General features: G+C 73.4%; 13 protein-coding genes. 9 read left to right on the plus strand and 4 right to left on the minus strand.

The genetic code is table 11. From position 1 onward, the window contains the following. The first annotated feature begins 39 nt into the window (after positions 1 to 39). Both QQZ14_RS13400 and hisC read left to right on the plus strand, forming a co-directional pair. Complete coding sequence (locus QQZ14_RS13400) at positions 40 to 585, plus strand: VanZ family protein (protein WP_284534824.1); 546 nt, start codon at positions 40 to 42, stop codon at positions 583 to 585. 14 nt (positions 586 to 599) lie between these two features. Continuing rightward, positions 600 to 1,667 carry a histidinol-phosphate transaminase gene (hisC, locus tag QQZ14_RS13405; protein ID WP_284534825.1) on the plus strand — a complete coding sequence of 356 codons (1,068 nt, stop codon included), beginning with the start codon at positions 600 to 602 and terminating at the stop codon, positions 1,665 to 1,667. On the opposite strand, the gene QQZ14_RS13410 is transcribed toward hisC, so the two are convergent. Both QQZ14_RS13410 and QQZ14_RS13415 read right to left on the minus strand, forming a co-directional pair. Continuing rightward, positions 1,643 to 2,899, minus strand: a complete 1,257-nt coding sequence (locus QQZ14_RS13410; RefSeq protein WP_284534826.1) for an MFS transporter — start codon at positions 2,897 to 2,899, stop codon at positions 1,643 to 1,645. The genes hisC and QQZ14_RS13410 overlap by 25 nt on opposite strands. Continuing rightward, a complete protein-coding gene (locus QQZ14_RS13415; RefSeq protein WP_284534827.1) occupies positions 2,896 to 3,462 on the minus strand; it encodes a winged helix-turn-helix domain-containing protein in 567 nt (188 codons plus the stop codon). Before QQZ14_RS13415 ends, QQZ14_RS13410 begins: the two co-directional genes overlap by 4 nt. 101 nt (positions 3,463 to 3,563) lie before the next feature. Here QQZ14_RS13415 and QQZ14_RS13420 point away from each other — a divergent pair, with 101 nt between their 5' ends. The 3 genes from QQZ14_RS13420 to QQZ14_RS13430 are packed head-to-tail and all read left to right on the plus strand — an operon-like array spanning position 3,564 to position 6,803. Further along, a complete protein-coding gene (locus tag QQZ14_RS13420) occupies positions 3,564 to 4,754 on the plus strand; it encodes a glycoside hydrolase family 3 N-terminal domain-containing protein (protein ID WP_284534828.1) in 1,191 nt (396 codons plus the stop codon). Positions 4,755 to 4,806: 52 nt separating this feature from the next. Then, positions 4,807 to 5,787, plus strand: coding sequence for a YihY/virulence factor BrkB family protein (locus tag QQZ14_RS13425; RefSeq protein WP_284534829.1), 981 nt, complete (start codon positions 4,807 to 4,809; stop codon positions 5,785 to 5,787). A 47-nt stretch (positions 5,788 to 5,834) separates the two neighbouring features. Beyond that, positions 5,835 to 6,803 carry a glutathione S-transferase C-terminal domain-containing protein gene (locus tag QQZ14_RS13430; protein WP_284534830.1) on the plus strand — a complete coding sequence of 323 codons (969 nt, stop codon included), beginning with the start codon at positions 5,835 to 5,837 and terminating at the stop codon, positions 6,801 to 6,803. 3 nt (positions 6,804 to 6,806) lie between these two features. Here the strand turns inward: QQZ14_RS13430 and QQZ14_RS13435 are convergent, their stop codons facing one another. Both QQZ14_RS13435 and QQZ14_RS13440 read right to left on the minus strand, forming a co-directional pair. Then, entirely contained in the window at positions 6,807 to 7,094 is a 288-nt protein-coding gene (locus QQZ14_RS13435; protein WP_284534831.1) for a DUF1905 domain-containing protein, read from the minus strand. 33 nt (positions 7,095 to 7,127) lie between these two features. After that, positions 7,128 to 9,557: an SCO7613 C-terminal domain-containing membrane protein gene (locus QQZ14_RS13440; RefSeq protein ID WP_284534832.1), complete on the minus strand. Its 2,430-nt coding sequence runs from the start codon at positions 9,555 to 9,557 to the stop codon at positions 7,128 to 7,130. 94 nt (positions 9,558 to 9,651) lie between these two features. Here QQZ14_RS13440 and QQZ14_RS13445 point away from each other — a divergent pair, with 94 nt between their 5' ends. The 4 genes from QQZ14_RS13445 to QQZ14_RS13460 all read left to right on the plus strand — a co-directional run bounded on the left by QQZ14_RS13445 (position 9,652) and on the right by QQZ14_RS13460 (position 14,322). Then, the gene (locus QQZ14_RS13445; RefSeq protein ID WP_284534833.1) at positions 9,652 to 10,566 is read left to right on the plus strand and encodes a cation diffusion facilitator family transporter; all 915 of its coding nucleotides are present in this window, start codon (positions 9,652 to 9,654) and stop codon (positions 10,564 to 10,566) included. 183 nt (positions 10,567 to 10,749) lie between these two features. Beyond that, positions 10,750 to 11,922: a pyruvate dehydrogenase (acetyl-transferring) E1 component subunit alpha gene (pdhA, locus tag QQZ14_RS13450; RefSeq protein WP_284534834.1), complete on the plus strand. Its 1,173-nt coding sequence runs from the start codon at positions 10,750 to 10,752 to the stop codon at positions 11,920 to 11,922. Continuing rightward, positions 11,919 to 12,899, plus strand: coding sequence for an alpha-ketoacid dehydrogenase subunit beta (locus tag QQZ14_RS13455; RefSeq protein ID WP_284534835.1), 981 nt, complete (start codon positions 11,919 to 11,921; stop codon positions 12,897 to 12,899). The genes pdhA and QQZ14_RS13455 overlap by 4 nt, the downstream gene beginning before the upstream one ends. Positions 12,900 to 12,909: 10 nt before the next feature. Continuing rightward, a complete protein-coding gene (locus QQZ14_RS13460) occupies positions 12,910 to 14,322 on the plus strand; it encodes a dihydrolipoamide acetyltransferase family protein (protein WP_284534836.1) in 1,413 nt (470 codons plus the stop codon). The last annotated feature ends 97 nt before the right edge of the window (positions 14,323 to 14,419 follow it).

The raw sequence follows: 14,419 nt of genomic DNA on the forward strand, positions 1-14,419 counted from the left end.
GGGAATCGGGACCAGCCTCCGCTCGCTAGCCTCGGCCCCATGTTCCCGGTCGGCGGCGTGGAGGTGATGCTGCTCCTCGTGGTGGCGTCGGGGGCGGTCTGCCTGCTGCTCACGCTGGCGCTGCAGCGGCGGCTGGGCTGGGTCTCGGCGGCCGCGTTCGGTGGGCTGTTCTGGTCGGTGGCGGTGATCGCGTCGATCACGCTGATCCCGGCCAACGGCGCCCCCGGGATCGTCCCCGCCGAGGGCCGGCTGACCACGTGCTCCTGGGACATCGGCGGGCCCGCGCCCGACGGGTTCTGGATCTTCTCCGGCGGGCAGCGGCTGCTGAACACCGCCGTGTTCGTGCCGCCCGGTGCGCTGCTCGTGCTGGCCGCGGCGCGCTGGCGGGCGGCGTGGGTGCTGGTGCCGCTGGGCCTCGTGCTGCTCGCCGGCTACTCGGCCGGCATCGAGGCGACCCAGCTGGCGCTGGCCCGGCTGGACCGGGCCTGCGACGTCACCGACGTCGTGGACAACACGATCGGGGCGGTGATCGGGGCCGGGCTGGGGATCGTTCTGGCGGCCCTGCTCCGGCCCTGGCGGCGCTGACTAGGGTGGCCGCCATGACCAGCCCCCAGCCCCGGCGCAACGTCGCGGAGATCCCGCCGTACGTCGCCGGCAAGCCGCCGACGGTCCGACCCGGGATGACGTCGTACAAGCTGTCGAGCAACGAGAACCCCTACCCGCCGCTGCCGGGCGTGATCGAGGCCGTGCAGGCCGGGGTCGCGGCGATGAACCGCTACCCCGACATGGGCAGCACCGCGCTGTACGCCGCGCTCGCGGACACCTTCGACGTGCCGGCCGACCACCTGTCGGTCGCGACCGGGTCGGTGGGCCTGATCTACCAGCTGGTGCAGGCGTTCTGCGACCCGGGCGACGAGGTCGTGTTCGCCTGGCGCTCGTTCGAGGCCTACCCGATCGCCGTGGCCGCCGCGGCCGCGACGGCGGTCAAGGTCCCGGTGCTCGCGGACGGTCGCCACGACCTGGACGCGATGGCGGCCGCGGTCACCGACCGCACCAAGGTCGTGCTCGTCTGCACGCCCAACAACCCGACCGGCCCGGCGGTCACCCAGGCCGAGCTCGACGCCTTCCTCGCGAAGGTCCCCCCGCGCGTGCTCGTCGTCGTCGACGAGGCCTACCTGGAGTTCGTGCGGATGGCCGACCCCGTGGACGGCCTGGCGACGTACCGCGACCACGACAACGTCGTGCTCACCCGGACGTTCTCCAAGGCCTACGGCCTGGCGGGCTTCCGGGTCGGGTACGCCGTCGCGCCGGCGCCCATCGCCGCGGCCCTGCGCGCGGTCTCGCTGCCGTTCGGCGTCTCGACCGTCGCCCAGGCCGCCGCGATCGCGTCGCTGGAGCGGCGAGCCGAGCTGCTCGAGCGCGTCGACGCGCTGGTCGCCGAGCGCACCCGCGTCGTGGCCGGACTGCGCGAGGCGGGCTGGAACCTGCCCGACGCCCAGGGCAACTTCGTGTGGTTCGAGCTCGGTGAGCGCACCGCGGAGTTCGCCGCCGCGGCCGACGAGGCCGGCATCGTGGTGCGCCCGTTCGCCGGCGAGGGCGCCCGGGTCTCCATCGGCGAGACCGAGGCCAACGACCGGCTGGTTCAGGTCGCCGCTGCCTTCTCCTGATCGACGACGCTGACCGGGCGCCGGATGTCGATCTCGCGCCACCGCGGGTCGACGGCCGGCAGCATCGTCACCAGCAGATACGCCGCTCCCACGGCCAGCATCGTCACCGGCAGCCCGGCCCCGGTGACGAGCAGGCCGCCGAGCACGCCGCCCAGGGGGATCAGCGAGAAGCACATGGCGGTCGTGAGCGACGAGACGCGGCCGACCAGGTGGGTCGGGATCCGCTCGAAGATCACCGCGCCCAGCACGGGGTTGATGAAGCCGGCCGCGAAGCCGCTGGTGGCCACGACGAGCACGACCGTCCAGAGCGGGCTGTCGAACGCGAACACGGCGTACCGCGGCGCCCCGCAGATGAGGAAGGCCACGAGGTAGGTGCGGTAGCGCGACAGCCCCGAGGCCCAGGTCGCCGCGCACACCGAGCCGAGCGCCGAGGAGCCCGAGAACACCGCGAACACCAGGCCGATCGACCCCGCGCCCCGCCCGGCGTCGACGGCCCAGACCGGGATCAGCACCGTGGAGTACGCCGCGTCGATCAGGTTGGTCAGCGCCACCATGACCGTGATGCCGAGCAGCACCCGGTCGCCGCGCAGGAAGTCCCAGCCCTCCCGCAGCTGGTGGCGGTAGCCGCCGGCCTCAACCTCCGGCTCGGGCGCCGCCACGGCCAGGGAGCTCGTCGACCACAGCAGCACGAGCGCCGAGACGCCGAAGCTCGCGGCGTCGATGACGAGGGCGTTGGTGGCGCCGAGCGCCGCGACCAGCACGCCGGCGAGCGCGGCGCCGAGCATCGAGGACGTGCGCTCGACGGTGCCGGCCAGGCCGGTGACCCGCTCCATCGGCACGCGGGCGTGCTCGACGATCACCGGCACCAGGGCGTGCTTGGCCGCGTCACCGGGGCCGCGCAGGCCGCCCGCGAGCGCCACCAGCCCGAGCAGCGCGGGGAACGAGAGCACCCCGGCCTCGTGCAGGACCGGGATCGCCCCGACCACGACGAGGCTGCCGAGGTCGCAGCCGACGCTGACCCGCCGGGCGCCGAGCCGGTCGATCACCGGGCCGCCGAGCACCTTGAGCAGCACCATCGGCAGCGCCTCGCAGAGCGCGACCAGGCCGGTCTTGGTCGCCGACCCCGTGGTGGTCAGCACCAGGAACGGCAGCGCGATCATCGACACGCGGGTGCCGGTGAGCGAGACCGCCTCGGCGGTCAGCCAGCCGTAGAGCGGGCGGCGGCCGGTCACGACCCCGAGACCTTGCCGGGGTAGGGGAAGGCGGACACCTGCACGACGTACGGCGCGGCCGCGTCGTCGTCCTCCTCCTCGACCGTGTCCATCTCCGACATCAGGTGGTCGACCAGTCGCTGGGCCCGGGCGGGCGTCAGCCGCAGCACCCAGTCGGAGTAGGTCGTGGTGGGCCGCCACTCCTCCGGCAGCGTCGGCAGCTCCTCGACCGAGCGCTGGAGCCGCTCGGTCATCACGACCACGACCGACTGGAGGTAGGAGTCCATCGTGTCGCGCTCCTCGGGCGTGCTCCCGCTGGCGGTGTCGGTGGTCGTGTAGCGGTGCGCCGCGCGCCACCAGCGGTCGCGGCCGTTGCCGCGCTCGGTGTCCTCCACGACGAAGCCGCGCTGGGCCAGCTGGCGCAGGTGGTACGACGTCGCGCCGGTGTTGAGACCCAGCCGGACCGCGAGCGTGGTCGCCGTCGCGGGGCCGTCGATGCGCAGCAGGCCGAGCATCCGCACCCGCACCGGGTGGGTGAGCGCCTTGAGCTGCTCGGGGGTCGGGGTGATCGAGGTGAGGTCCACCCCCTCAGGCTAGGACTGCACATATCCATTTGCAAACAATTCTTTGCAGTGATCGCGGGGTGCCTCTCCCGCCCGTCGCCCGCGGTCGGTACCGTCCCCGCGTGCTCTCTCGGTCCCGCCTCGTCCTGCTCGCCCTCGCCGCCGTCCTCGTCCTCGGGCTCCCCGTCTCCGCCGCCGGCTCCGCCCACGCGCCGGTGGCGCCGACCCGCCACCCGATGGACCAGCCCCGCACGGAGCACCGGATGGAGCGCACCCCGCGGAGCGTGCTGGCCCAGATGAGCCTGGCCCAGCGCGTCGGTCAGCTGTTCATGGTCGGGACCCCCGCCGACCGGGTCGACCGCGCCGCCCGCGCCCAGGTCCGCCGCCACCACGTGGGCAACGTGATGCTGACCGGCCGCAGCTACGGCGGGGTCCGCGAGCCGGCCCGGGTCTCCCGGGCGATTCGCGCCGAGGTCGGCCCCGACTCGACCGACGGCGTCCGCCTCTTCGTCGCCACCGACCAGGAGGGCGGCCAGGTCCGGGTGCTCCAGGGCCGCGGCTTCTCCGACATCCCCACGGCCCTGGTGCAGGGCACGTGGGAGCCGAGCCGGCTGCGCCGCGCCGCCACCACCTGGGCCGGGCAGCTGCGCCGAGCGGGCGTCAACGTCAACCTCGCGCCGGTGATGGACACCGTCCCGAGCCAGCGCGCCGCGCGGCACAACCCGCCGATCGGGCGCTACGACCGCGAGTTCGGGTACTCGACCAGGGTCGTCGCCCGGCACGGGGTCGCGTTCCTGCGCGGGATGGCCGACGGCCGCGTCGTACCCGCCGTCAAGCACTTCCCCGGCCTGGGCCGGGTCCGCGCCAACACCGACACCACCGCCGGGGTCACCGACCACGTGACCACCCGCCACGATCCCTACCTCGCGCCGTTCGCGGCGGCCGTCGATGCCGGTGCGCCGTTCGTGATGATGTCCACCGCGATCTACGAGCACCTCGACCCGAAGCGGCCGGCCGCGTTCTCGCCGTTCGTGGTCCAGACGATGCTGCGCGGTGACCTCGGGTTCCGCGGCGTGGTGATCTCCGACGACCTGGCCCGCGCCCGGCAGGTCGCGCGCTTCACGCCCGCCGCCCGCGCGCTGAGGTTCATCGGCGCCGGCGGCGACGTCGTGCTGGCGGTCGACCCAGACCCGGTGCCCGCGATGGTCGCTGCGGTCCTCGACCGGGCGCGCACGAGCGACCCGTTCCGGGCCAAGGTCGATGCGGCGGCGCTGCGGGTGCTGCGGGCCAAGCAGGCGCACGGCCTGCTCTGACGGCCCGTCGCAGGGGGCGGAGCAGGCTTCCGGGTGGTGGTTCAATCCCCGCATGACCACCGCCCGCACCGTCCCGGTGACCACCGAGATGGACGGCGACGAGCTCGACGCCGAGGACGCGTGGCGCGTCGCCCGGCGGCACGGCCTGGTCCGGATCCTCGTGGGATCGTTCGTGCGGTTCCGGTACGGCGACGGCTTCACGAGCAGCCGGGCGCTCGCGCTCCAGGCGAGCCTGGCGGTCATCCCGATGCTGCTGGCGCTCACCGGCCTCGCCGCCGACATCGACCGGGAGCGTCCCGCCCGGGTCGTGGCGTCCACGATCCAGCAGATCTCGCCGAGCCAGGGCAGCAAGGACGCGCTGGGATCGGCCGTGGTCGGCTCGGACTCGAGCGAGGAGGCCGGCGAGATCGCGCTCGTGGTGGGCCTGCTGCTGTCCGTGGTCTCGATGACGACCGCGATGGCCCAGGTGGAGCGCGGCGCGAACCGCATCTACGGCATCCGGCGGGACCGGCCGGCTCGGGCGAAGTACGGCCGCGCGACCGTGCTGACGGCGGTGCTGGCACTACCGGTCGGGGCGGGCTTCCTGCTGCTGGTGGCGGGTGGTGCCTTCGCCGACGCGATGGCCGACCAGTACGGCTGGTCGGCCCGTGCGGTCACGGCGTGGCAGGTCGCCCGGTGGCCGGTCGGCACCGTGCTGCTGGTCTTCTCGATCGCCGTGCTGCTCGACCACGCTCCCCGCCGCCGGCAGCCGGCCCTCTCGTGGCTCGCCCTCGGTTCGGGGATCGCCGTCGTGCTGACCATGCTCGCGACCGCGGGCCTCGCCGCCTACGTGCACGTCAGCTCGTCCTTCGGCACCACCTACGGCCCGCTCGCGGGGATCGTCGCCCTGCTGCTGTGGTCGCTGATGTCGGCGGTGTCCCTGTTCTACGGCGTCGCGGTGTGCGCGCAGCTCGAGGCGGTCCGATCCGGCGACCCGGCGCCGACGTACGACGACCCGGGCCGGCCGCACGGTCGCGCCGTGACGGACACCTGAACCACGGCGTGGGCGTCCGGGTTGGGTGCCCTTCCTAGGGTGGAGTGATGGCGACGGACTCGGGCACGACCAGGTACCTCACCCCCGGCGAGTTCGACCGGGACATGGACTACATCCCCGACCGGATCACCCAGGGCGCCCGCCGGCCCGAGCACGGTCCGGTCGAGGGTGAGCTGTGGCCGGTCGAGCCGGGGCGCTACCGACTCGTCGCCGCGAAGGCGTGCCCGTGGGCCACCCGCTCGATCATCGTGCGCCAGCTCCTCGGTCTGGAGGACGTGATCTCGCTCGGCCTGTGCGGCCCGACCCACGACGAGCGCAGCTGGACCTTCGACCTCGACCCCGGCGGCCACGACCCGGTGCTCGGCATCGAGCGGCTCCAGGAGGCCTACTTCGCGCGCCATCCCGACTACCCCCGCGGCATCACCGTCCCGGCCGTCGTCGACGTACCGACCGGCGCGGTCGTCACCAACGACTTCCCGTGGATCACCCACGACCTGTTCTTCGAGTGGCGCGACCACCACCGCCCCGACGCACCCGACCTCTGGCCGGACGACGTCCGCGAGGAGATGGACCAGGTGATGCAGCGGATCTTCACCGAGGTCAACAACGGGGTCTACCGGTGCGGGTTCGCGGGCGCCCAGGACGCGTACGACGCGGCGTACGACCGGCTCTGGACCGCTCTCGACTGGCTCGAGGAGCGGCTCGCCGACCGGCGCTACCTCATGGGCGACCGGATCACCGAGGCCGACGTGCGACTGTTCACGACCCTGGCCCGCTTCGACGCCGTCTACCACGGGCACTTCAAGTGCAACCGCAACAAGCTCACCGAGATGCCGGTGCTGTGGGCCTACGCCCGCGACCTGTTCCAGACGCCGGCGTTCGGCTACAACACCGACTTCGACCAGATCAAGGCGCACTACTACGTCGTCCAGGACGACATCAACCCGTCGCAGGTGATCCCGAAGGGACCCGACCCGGCCGTCTGGCTCACCCCGCACGCTCGGGAGAGGCTGTAGGTCTCACACGTCGACGGTCAGCCGCACGCTGACGTCCTGGCCGAGCTCCAGGCCCTCCGCGCGCCGGACCTTGTCCTTGAGCGGCACCACGTAGCCGCCGTCCTTGGGCCACAGCGAGGTGGTCCAGCGGGTCGCGCCGACGTGGACGGCGACGGGGATCATCCCCCAGCCGTAGGTCACCGCGGCCGCGGTCTCCGCCAGCTGCTCGCACTCGTCCTCGGGCACGCTGACGAAGTAGTACGGCGCGGGACCGCGCCACTCCCAGACGACGCCGTCGAACTCGAGCTCCACCTCGCCGAGGTTAGGGGGCGGGCGGGGTGACCGCTACCGCAGGCGCGCGAGATAGGCCGACGCCGTGTGCAGGTCGCGCAGCCGGCGCTCCCAGGTGATCCCGACGACGGTGAGCAGCGTGCCGGCCGCCCCGATCAGGACCCACTGCGGGGTCTGCGCGGCGTACGGCGCGAGCTCGCGCAGCACGACCAGCGTGCCGACCGTGGCGCCGACCAGCAGCGGGACGTTCCAGCGCAGCCAGGTGCCGGCGAGCACCAGCAGCAGGCAGCCCGCGCCGAGCAGCACGGCCCGCCACGTCAGCGGGTCGGCCAGCACCCACAGCAGCGACGGCACGGTCGCCAGCACCAGACCGGGGGTGAGCGCCTCGGCGGTCGACGCCCGCGGGTCGCGCCACAGCCGGTGCAGTCCGACGAGCAGCAGGGCGACCGCGCTCGGCAGCGTGTAGGCCTCGGGGGCGGTGACGCCGAGGTCCGCGAGCCGCACCCACGTCGCGGCGGCGAGCAGGAGCCCGCCCGCCCAGCCGAGCCCGCGGCGCTGCGGGTGGACCAGGGCGCTGGCGGAGACCAGGACCCCGGCGACGGTCAGGTGGACGGCGAGCGCGACCGACAGGTCGTCCGCACCGGCGAGCGCGCCCAGCGAGGCGGCGATGCCGGCCAGCGCCGCGCTGAGCTCGAGCTCGACCCGCGGCACCAGGATCGCCAGCACCCCGACGGCGAGGAGCGCCGGGACGCCGTGCTGGACCTGCTCGGCGTCGGCGACCGACGCCACCGACCAGACCAGGCCCGCCAGCGCTGCGGGGAGCAGCGCCCCGCCGATCGCGCGGAGCTCGCCGGTGGTGCCGCGCCAGGCCACGATCGCGGTCATCGCGACCAGGACCGCGGCGGCCGACGAGGTCAGGACGTCGCTGGGCAGCGAGCCGCCGACGGCCACGACACCGAGGCCGACGCCCACGAGGGCCTGGGCCTGCGCGTACCGGTCGTCGTGCCGCCGGGACCCGGCGAGCACGGCCTCGGCGAGCACGTTGGCGCCGAGCAGCAGCAGGGCCGCGGTGACGAGCACCAGCGGGACGGGGAAGAGCGCGAGCGTGGCGATCGCGGCCGCCAGCAGCACCCCGGCCGGCGCCTGCGGTCGGACCGCGGTCGGCCGCGGGGTCAGGGAGATCAGGGCCAGGAGCAGGCCGCAGGTGCCGAGCACCAGCAGTGCGGGCGCCGCGAGGGTGTCGGGCTCGCCGAGCCGCAGGCCGGCGCCCCGGGTGAACGGGTCGTCCTCGCCGAGGACGTTGCCGGTCGCCTGCACCACCAGCCCGGCGGTGACGGCCAGGACCGGCAGCGCGGCCAGCAGCATCGGGACCCGGGCCACCGGCCGCCAGGCCTGCGGCAGGGCCAGGGACACGACGGTCCACCCGACGAGCGCGACCAGGGCGACGGTTCCCAGGACGGTCGCGCCCTCGTCGACGGCGGGCAGGCTCGCGGTGAGGGTCAGCAGGCTGGCGGCGCCCGCGACGAGCACCCGGGTCGTGTCCGCGTCGCGGCGCACGGCCGGCACCGGGACCAGCAGGAGGAGCGAGGCAGCGAGCAGGCCCGCGCCGTACCCCTCGGCCCAGAGGCCGTGCAGCGACGGGTGGCCGGCCGCGTCGTCCAGCCCGACGGCGACGAGGGTCACCCACCACCACCCGGCGCCGACGGCGGCGAGCACCGTCCCGAGACGCAGCGAGCCCAGTCGGGCGGCCGCCGCCAGCACGAGGTACCCGAGCACCACGGCCACGATCACGGTCGTCACGTGGCCGCTGGCGGACATGGCGCCCGCACCGAGCACGCTCAGCGCGAGCGCGGCCAGCACCTGCGGCGCGCCGAGACGCGTCACCTGCGCGAGCGCCAGGGCGACCACCAGGACGGTGCCGCCGACCGCGCAGGTGAGGCCCGCGCCGTCCAGGCTGCCCAGCCAGCCGGCGTTGTCGGCCCCGACGACGTCGAGGGCCAGCAGGCCGAGCCCGACGGTGGTCAGCGCCTCGGCCGCGACCCGGAGCCCGCGGCGGCCGAGCCACACGCCGAGGCCGCCGCCGACCAGGGTGAGCGCCACCAGCACCGCCGTACGACCGCCGATGCCCAGCCACGACCAGGCCACCGCCAGGAAGATGACCGCGGCGACGAGCAGGCACAGGGCGCCGAGCCCGAGCAGGATCTTCGGCACCGACAGTGCCGACACCCCGTGGGGCTCGGTGGGCTCGGTGGGCTCCGCCGAGAACGCCGGGAACGGGGAGTACGACGAGTCCGTGGACTCCGCCCGGAGCCGGGCGAGGAGGTCGTCGGCGGTGCGGAGCGTCTGCAGCAGCTCGCTCGCCAGGGGGACGTTGAGCCGCAGCCCGCAGCCGGGGCAGGACGTCACCTGGAGCGGCAGCCGGGCGGAGCAGTCCGGGCACACGAACGGATCGGAGTAGCGGGTGGTCCGCGCCGTCGACGTCATACCGGTCACGATCCTCGCCCCGGCCCCGGAAACGAATGAGCACACGTACTCAACTCACCGGTCCTCCGTCCCGTCCGGTTGCCACAATGGGGGCATGGGCCACGACCACGACCACGCGGCCGGGCGGGCCGCGGACCGCGGTCGGCTGCGGGTCGTCCTCGCGGTGACGGTCGTCGTGATGGCGGTCGAGATAGTCGGGGCGCTGCTCACCGGCTCGCTGGCGCTGCTCGCCGACGCGGGCCACATGGCCACCGACGCCGCGGCCGTCGTGCTCGCGCTGGGGGCGTCGTACGTCGCGGCCAGGGGTGCCGGGCCGCGGTCGACGTTCGGCCTGCACCGGGCGGAGATCCTGGCCGCGCTGGTCAACGCGCTCGTCCTGCTGGTGGTCTGCGGCTACCTCGCGTGGGTGGGCATCTCGCGGCTCGCCGACCCGGAGCCGGTCGACGCCGGGCCGATGGTGGCGTTCGCCGCGGTCGGCCTGGTCGCCAACGCCGTGTCGCTGGCGATCCTCAACCGCTCCGACACCGGCTCGCTCAACCTGCGCGGGGCGCTCAACGAGGTCTTCGCCGACCTGGTGGGCTCGGTGCTCGCGGTGCTGGCCGGCGTGGTGATCCTGCTGTGGGGCCTCGACCGGGCCGACCCGATCGCCTCGCTGGTGATCGCGGTGCTGATCCTGCCCCGCTCGGTGGTGCTGCTGCGTGAGTCGGCGTCGATCCTGCTCGAGGTCGCCCCGCGCGGCCTCGACCTCGACGACGTACGCCGCCACCTCCTCGAGATGCCCGGCGTCGTGGACGTCCACGACCTGCACGCGTGGACGATCACCAGCGGCATGCCGAGCCTGTCGGCCCACGTGACCGTCACCCAGGACGTGCTCGACGAGCTGGGCGTCGGCGCCATCCTCGACCGGCTCTGCGAGTGCAGCGCGGAGCACTTCGACCTGCGGCACTCGACGTTCCAGGTCGAGCCGGTGACCCACCGCGAGCACGAGGACCTCGGCGAGGTGCACTGAACGACCCGGGAGGGATTGGCGGCCCCGACGATCACACCGGTAGGTTGAGGAGGCACGATTGTGTTCCGGGTCACAGGGCGCACCACCCCCGCGTCCCGCGTCCGGAGCGACCACACCTTGACCGGCCCTTGATCAGCCCGGCACGCGGCGACCCCGTACCGCCGACGACTCGAAGGAGCGCACGTGACCCAGCAGCCAGCAGGGGGCAACCCCGGCTTCGGCCCGGACCTCGTCGAGGTCTTCGGGCCCTCCCAGCAGGACGGCGGACCCGAGCTGGTCCAGCTGTTGACCCCCGAGGGCGAGCGGGTCGAGCACCCCGACTTCTCCTTCGACCTCGGTGACGACGCGATCCTCGGCTTCTACCGCGACATGGTGCTGACCCGCCGCATCGACACCGAGGCGACCGCGCTGCAGCGGCACGGCGAGCTCGGCATCTGGGCCCAGCTGCTCGGCCAGGAGGCCGCCCAGATCGGCGCCGGCCGCGCGCTGCGCCCGCAGGACTACGTCTTCCCGACCTACCGCGAGCACGGCGTCGCCTGGTGCCGCGGGGTCGACCCGCTCGACCTGCTCGGCCTGTTCCGCGGCGTCGACCAGGGCTCGTGGGACCCCAAGGCCAACAACTTCGGCCTCTACACGATCGTGATCGGCGCCCAGACGCTGCACGCCACCGGCTACGCGATGGGCATGCAGCGCGACGGCGTCGTCGGCACCGGTGACCCCGACCGCGACGCCGCGGTCGTCGCCCACTTCGGCGACGGCGCGTCCTCGCAGGGCGACGTCAACGAGTCCTTCATCTTCGCCGCGTCCTACAACGCGCCGGTGGTGTTCTTCTGCCAGAACAACCAGTGGGCGATCTCCGAGCCGATCGAGCGGCAGACGCGCATCCCGCTCTACCAGCGGGCCCTCGGCTTCGGCTTCCCCGGCGTCCGCGTCGACGGCAACGACGTGCTCGCGACGTACGCCGTCACCCAGGCCGCCCTCCAGCGGGCCCGCGAGGGGCAGGGCCCGACGCTGGTCGAGGCCTACACCTACCGGATGGGCGCCCACACCACGACCGACGACCCCACCCGCTACCGGCTCTCCGACGACCTCGAGCGCTGGAAGCTCAAGGACCCGATCGCCCGCGTCGAGGCCTACCTGCGGCGCAACGGCATCGCCGACGACGACTTCTTCGCCGGCGTCCAGCAGGAGGCCGCCGACCTCGGCGTGCGGCTGCGCGAGGGCTGCAAGGCGCTGCCCGACCCGGCGCCGCTGAGCATCTTCGACCACGTCTACACCGAGCTCACCGAGGAGCTCGCGGCCCAGCGGGACACGTTCGCGGCCTACCTGGAGAGCTTCGAGGGGGCACGGGCATGACCACGAAGATCACGTTGGCCAAGGGCCTCAACATGGGCCTGCGCAAGGCCATGGAGGACGACCCCAAGGTCCTGCTGATGGGCGAGGACGTCGGCAAGCTCGGCGGCGTCTTCCGCATCACCGACGGCCTGCAGAAGGACTTCGGTGAGGACCGGGTGATCGACTCCCCGCTGGCCGAGTCCGGCATCGTCGGCACCGCCGTCGGCCTCGCGCTGCGCGGCTACCGGCCGGTGGTCGAGATCCAGTTCGACGGGTTCGTCTACCCGGCGTACGACCAGATCGTCTGCCAGGTCGCGAAGATGACGTTCCGCAGTCAGGGCAAGATCCGGATGCCGATGGTGATCCGGATCCCGTTCGGCGGCGGCATCGGCGCGGTCGAGCACCACAGCGAGAGCCCGGAGGCGCAGTTCGCGCACACGCCGGGCCTCAAGGTGGTCGCCTGCTCCAACCCGGTCGACGGCTACTGGATGATCCAGCAGGCCATCGCCGCCGACGACCCGGTGATCTTCCTCGAGCCCAAGCGGCAGTACCACGCCGACAAGGCCGACCTCGACGAGAGCGCCACCCCCGACCCACTGTTCAGCTCCCGGGTGGTGCGCCGCGGTGGCGACCTCACCGTGCTGGCCTACGGCCCGACGGTGAAGACCGCGATGGCCGCGGCCGAGGCGGCCGCAGGAGAGGGCAAGTCGCTCGAGGTCATCGACCTCCGCACGCTGTCCCCGCTCGACATGGCGCCGGTCTACGAGTCCGTACGCCGCACCGGACGCGTCGTCACCGTCCACGAGGCGCACGTCAACCTCGGCCTGGGCGCCGAGCTCTCGGCGCGGATCACCGAGCAGTGCTTCTACTCCCTGGAGGCGCCGGTGCTGCGGGTCGGGGCCTTCGACACGCCCTACCCGGCGTCCCGGATCGAGGAGGACTACCTCCCCGACCTGGACCGGGTGCTGGACGCCGTCGACCGCTCGCTCGAGTTCTGAGGAGGCCCGCGTGGCCGAGTACAACCTGCCCGACGTCGGAGAAGGCCTGACCGAGGCGGAGATCGTGAAGTGGCACGTCGCCGTCGGCGACGTCGTCGAGATCAACCAGATCGTGGTCGAGATCGAGACCGCGAAGTCGATCGTCGAGCTGCCCTCGCCGTATGCCGGCACCGTCAGCGCGATCCTGGTCGCCGAGGGCGAGATGGTGCCGGTCGGCACCCCGATCATCGCGATCGGCGACGAGGCGGAGGTTGAGGAGGTTGCGAAGCAACCGTCTCGAGACTCCGATGCCGAGATCGACCTGTCCAACCCGGCCGCGTCCGGCGGCGGCGAGGGCGAGAGCCTGGTCGGTCGCAACAAGGCCGACCGCGGCCCGATCCGACGCGCCCGCCGGGTCGCGTCCGGCGCGATGGCCGCGCACATGCAGGCGCAGGCGGCGTTCGAGGGCGGCGGGTCGCCGATGGTGGAGGCCGACGAGCCGCCAGCCCCGGCCGCCCCGGCGCCGGAGCCCGTCGCGGCGCCGGCCGCGGTCCGCACACTGGCCAAGCCGCCGGTGCGCAAGCTCGCCAAGGACCTCGGCGTCGACATCTCGACGCTGACGCCCAGTGGGCCCAACGGCACCGTGACGCGAGACGATGTTCAAGCTGCGGTCGGCGGCTCGGTGGTTGAGGAGGTTGCGCTGCAACCGTCTCGAAACCACCTTGCTGCCCACGGCGAGGAGTGGCGCGAGCCGATCAAGGGCGTACGCAAGATGATGGCCGGCGCGATGGTGCAGTCCGCCTTCACCGCTCCGCACGTCACCGAGTGGGTCACCGTCGACGTGACCCGCACGATGGAGCTCGTCGAGCGGCTCAAGACGAGGCGCGAGCTCCGCGAGGTGAGGGTCTCCCCGCTGCTGGTGCTGGCCCGCGCGGTGATGCTCGCGATGCGGCGTACTCCGGAGATCAACTCCTGGTGGGACGAGGCGGCCCAGGAGGTCGTGTACAAGCGCTACGTCAACCTCGGCATCGCCGCGGCGACGCCCCGCGGGCTGGTGGTCCCGAACATCAAGGGCGCCCACGAGCTGTCGCTGGTCGAGCTGGCCTCGGCTCTCGGCTCGCTCACCGCCACGGCCCGCGAGGGCAAGACCCAGCCGGCGGAGATGAGCGGCGGCACGTTCACGATCACCAACGTCGGCGTCTTCGGCGTCGACGCGGGCACGCCGATCATCAACCCCGGCGAGTCCGCGATCCTTTGCTTCGGCGCGATCAAGAAGCAGCCGTGGGTCGTCTCCACGGGCGGGGTCGACGAGATCGTGGCGCGCGACGTCACCACGCTGGCGCTGTCCTTCGACCACCGGCACATCGATGGTGAGAAGGGCTCGCGGTTCCTCGCCGACGTGGCCGGGATCCTGGAGGATCCTGCCTCCGCGCTCTTGTTCTGATCGGGTGCGGGTTTTGGCTGTCGGCAGCCGAAACCCGCACGACACGCCGGGGTCCATCGGCGTGTCGTGCGGGAATGGGCCAGCCGAACCCCGCGGT

Origin of the sequence: Nocardioides sp. T2.26MG-1 (genome assembly GCF_950101795.1) — a bacterium.
Classification (GTDB): Bacteria; Actinomycetota; Actinomycetes; order Propionibacteriales; family Nocardioidaceae; genus Nocardioides.

Bases quoted from the DNA above. Each gene is read 5' to 3' on its own strand.
- QQZ14_RS13400 (WP_284534824.1), top strand. From the start codon at position 40: ATGTTCCCGGTCGGCGGCGTGGAGGTGATGCTGCTCCTCGTGGTGGCG.
- hisC (WP_284534825.1), top strand. From the start codon at position 600: ATGACCAGCCCCCAGCCCCGGCGCAACGTCGCGGAGATCCCGCCGTAC.
- QQZ14_RS13425 (WP_284534829.1), top strand. From the start codon at position 4,807: ATGACCACCGCCCGCACCGTCCCGGTGACCACCGAGATGGACGGCGAC.
- QQZ14_RS13430 (WP_284534830.1), top strand. From the start codon at position 5,835: ATGGCGACGGACTCGGGCACGACCAGGTACCTCACCCCCGGCGAGTTC.
- QQZ14_RS13440 (WP_284534832.1), bottom strand. From the start codon at position 9,557: ATGACGTCGACGGCGCGGACCACCCGCTACTCCGATCCGTTCGTGTGC.
- QQZ14_RS13445 (WP_284534833.1), top strand. From the start codon at position 9,652: ATGGGCCACGACCACGACCACGCGGCCGGGCGGGCCGCGGACCGCGGT.
- QQZ14_RS13455 (WP_284534835.1), top strand. From the start codon at position 11,919: ATGACCACGAAGATCACGTTGGCCAAGGGCCTCAACATGGGCCTGCGC.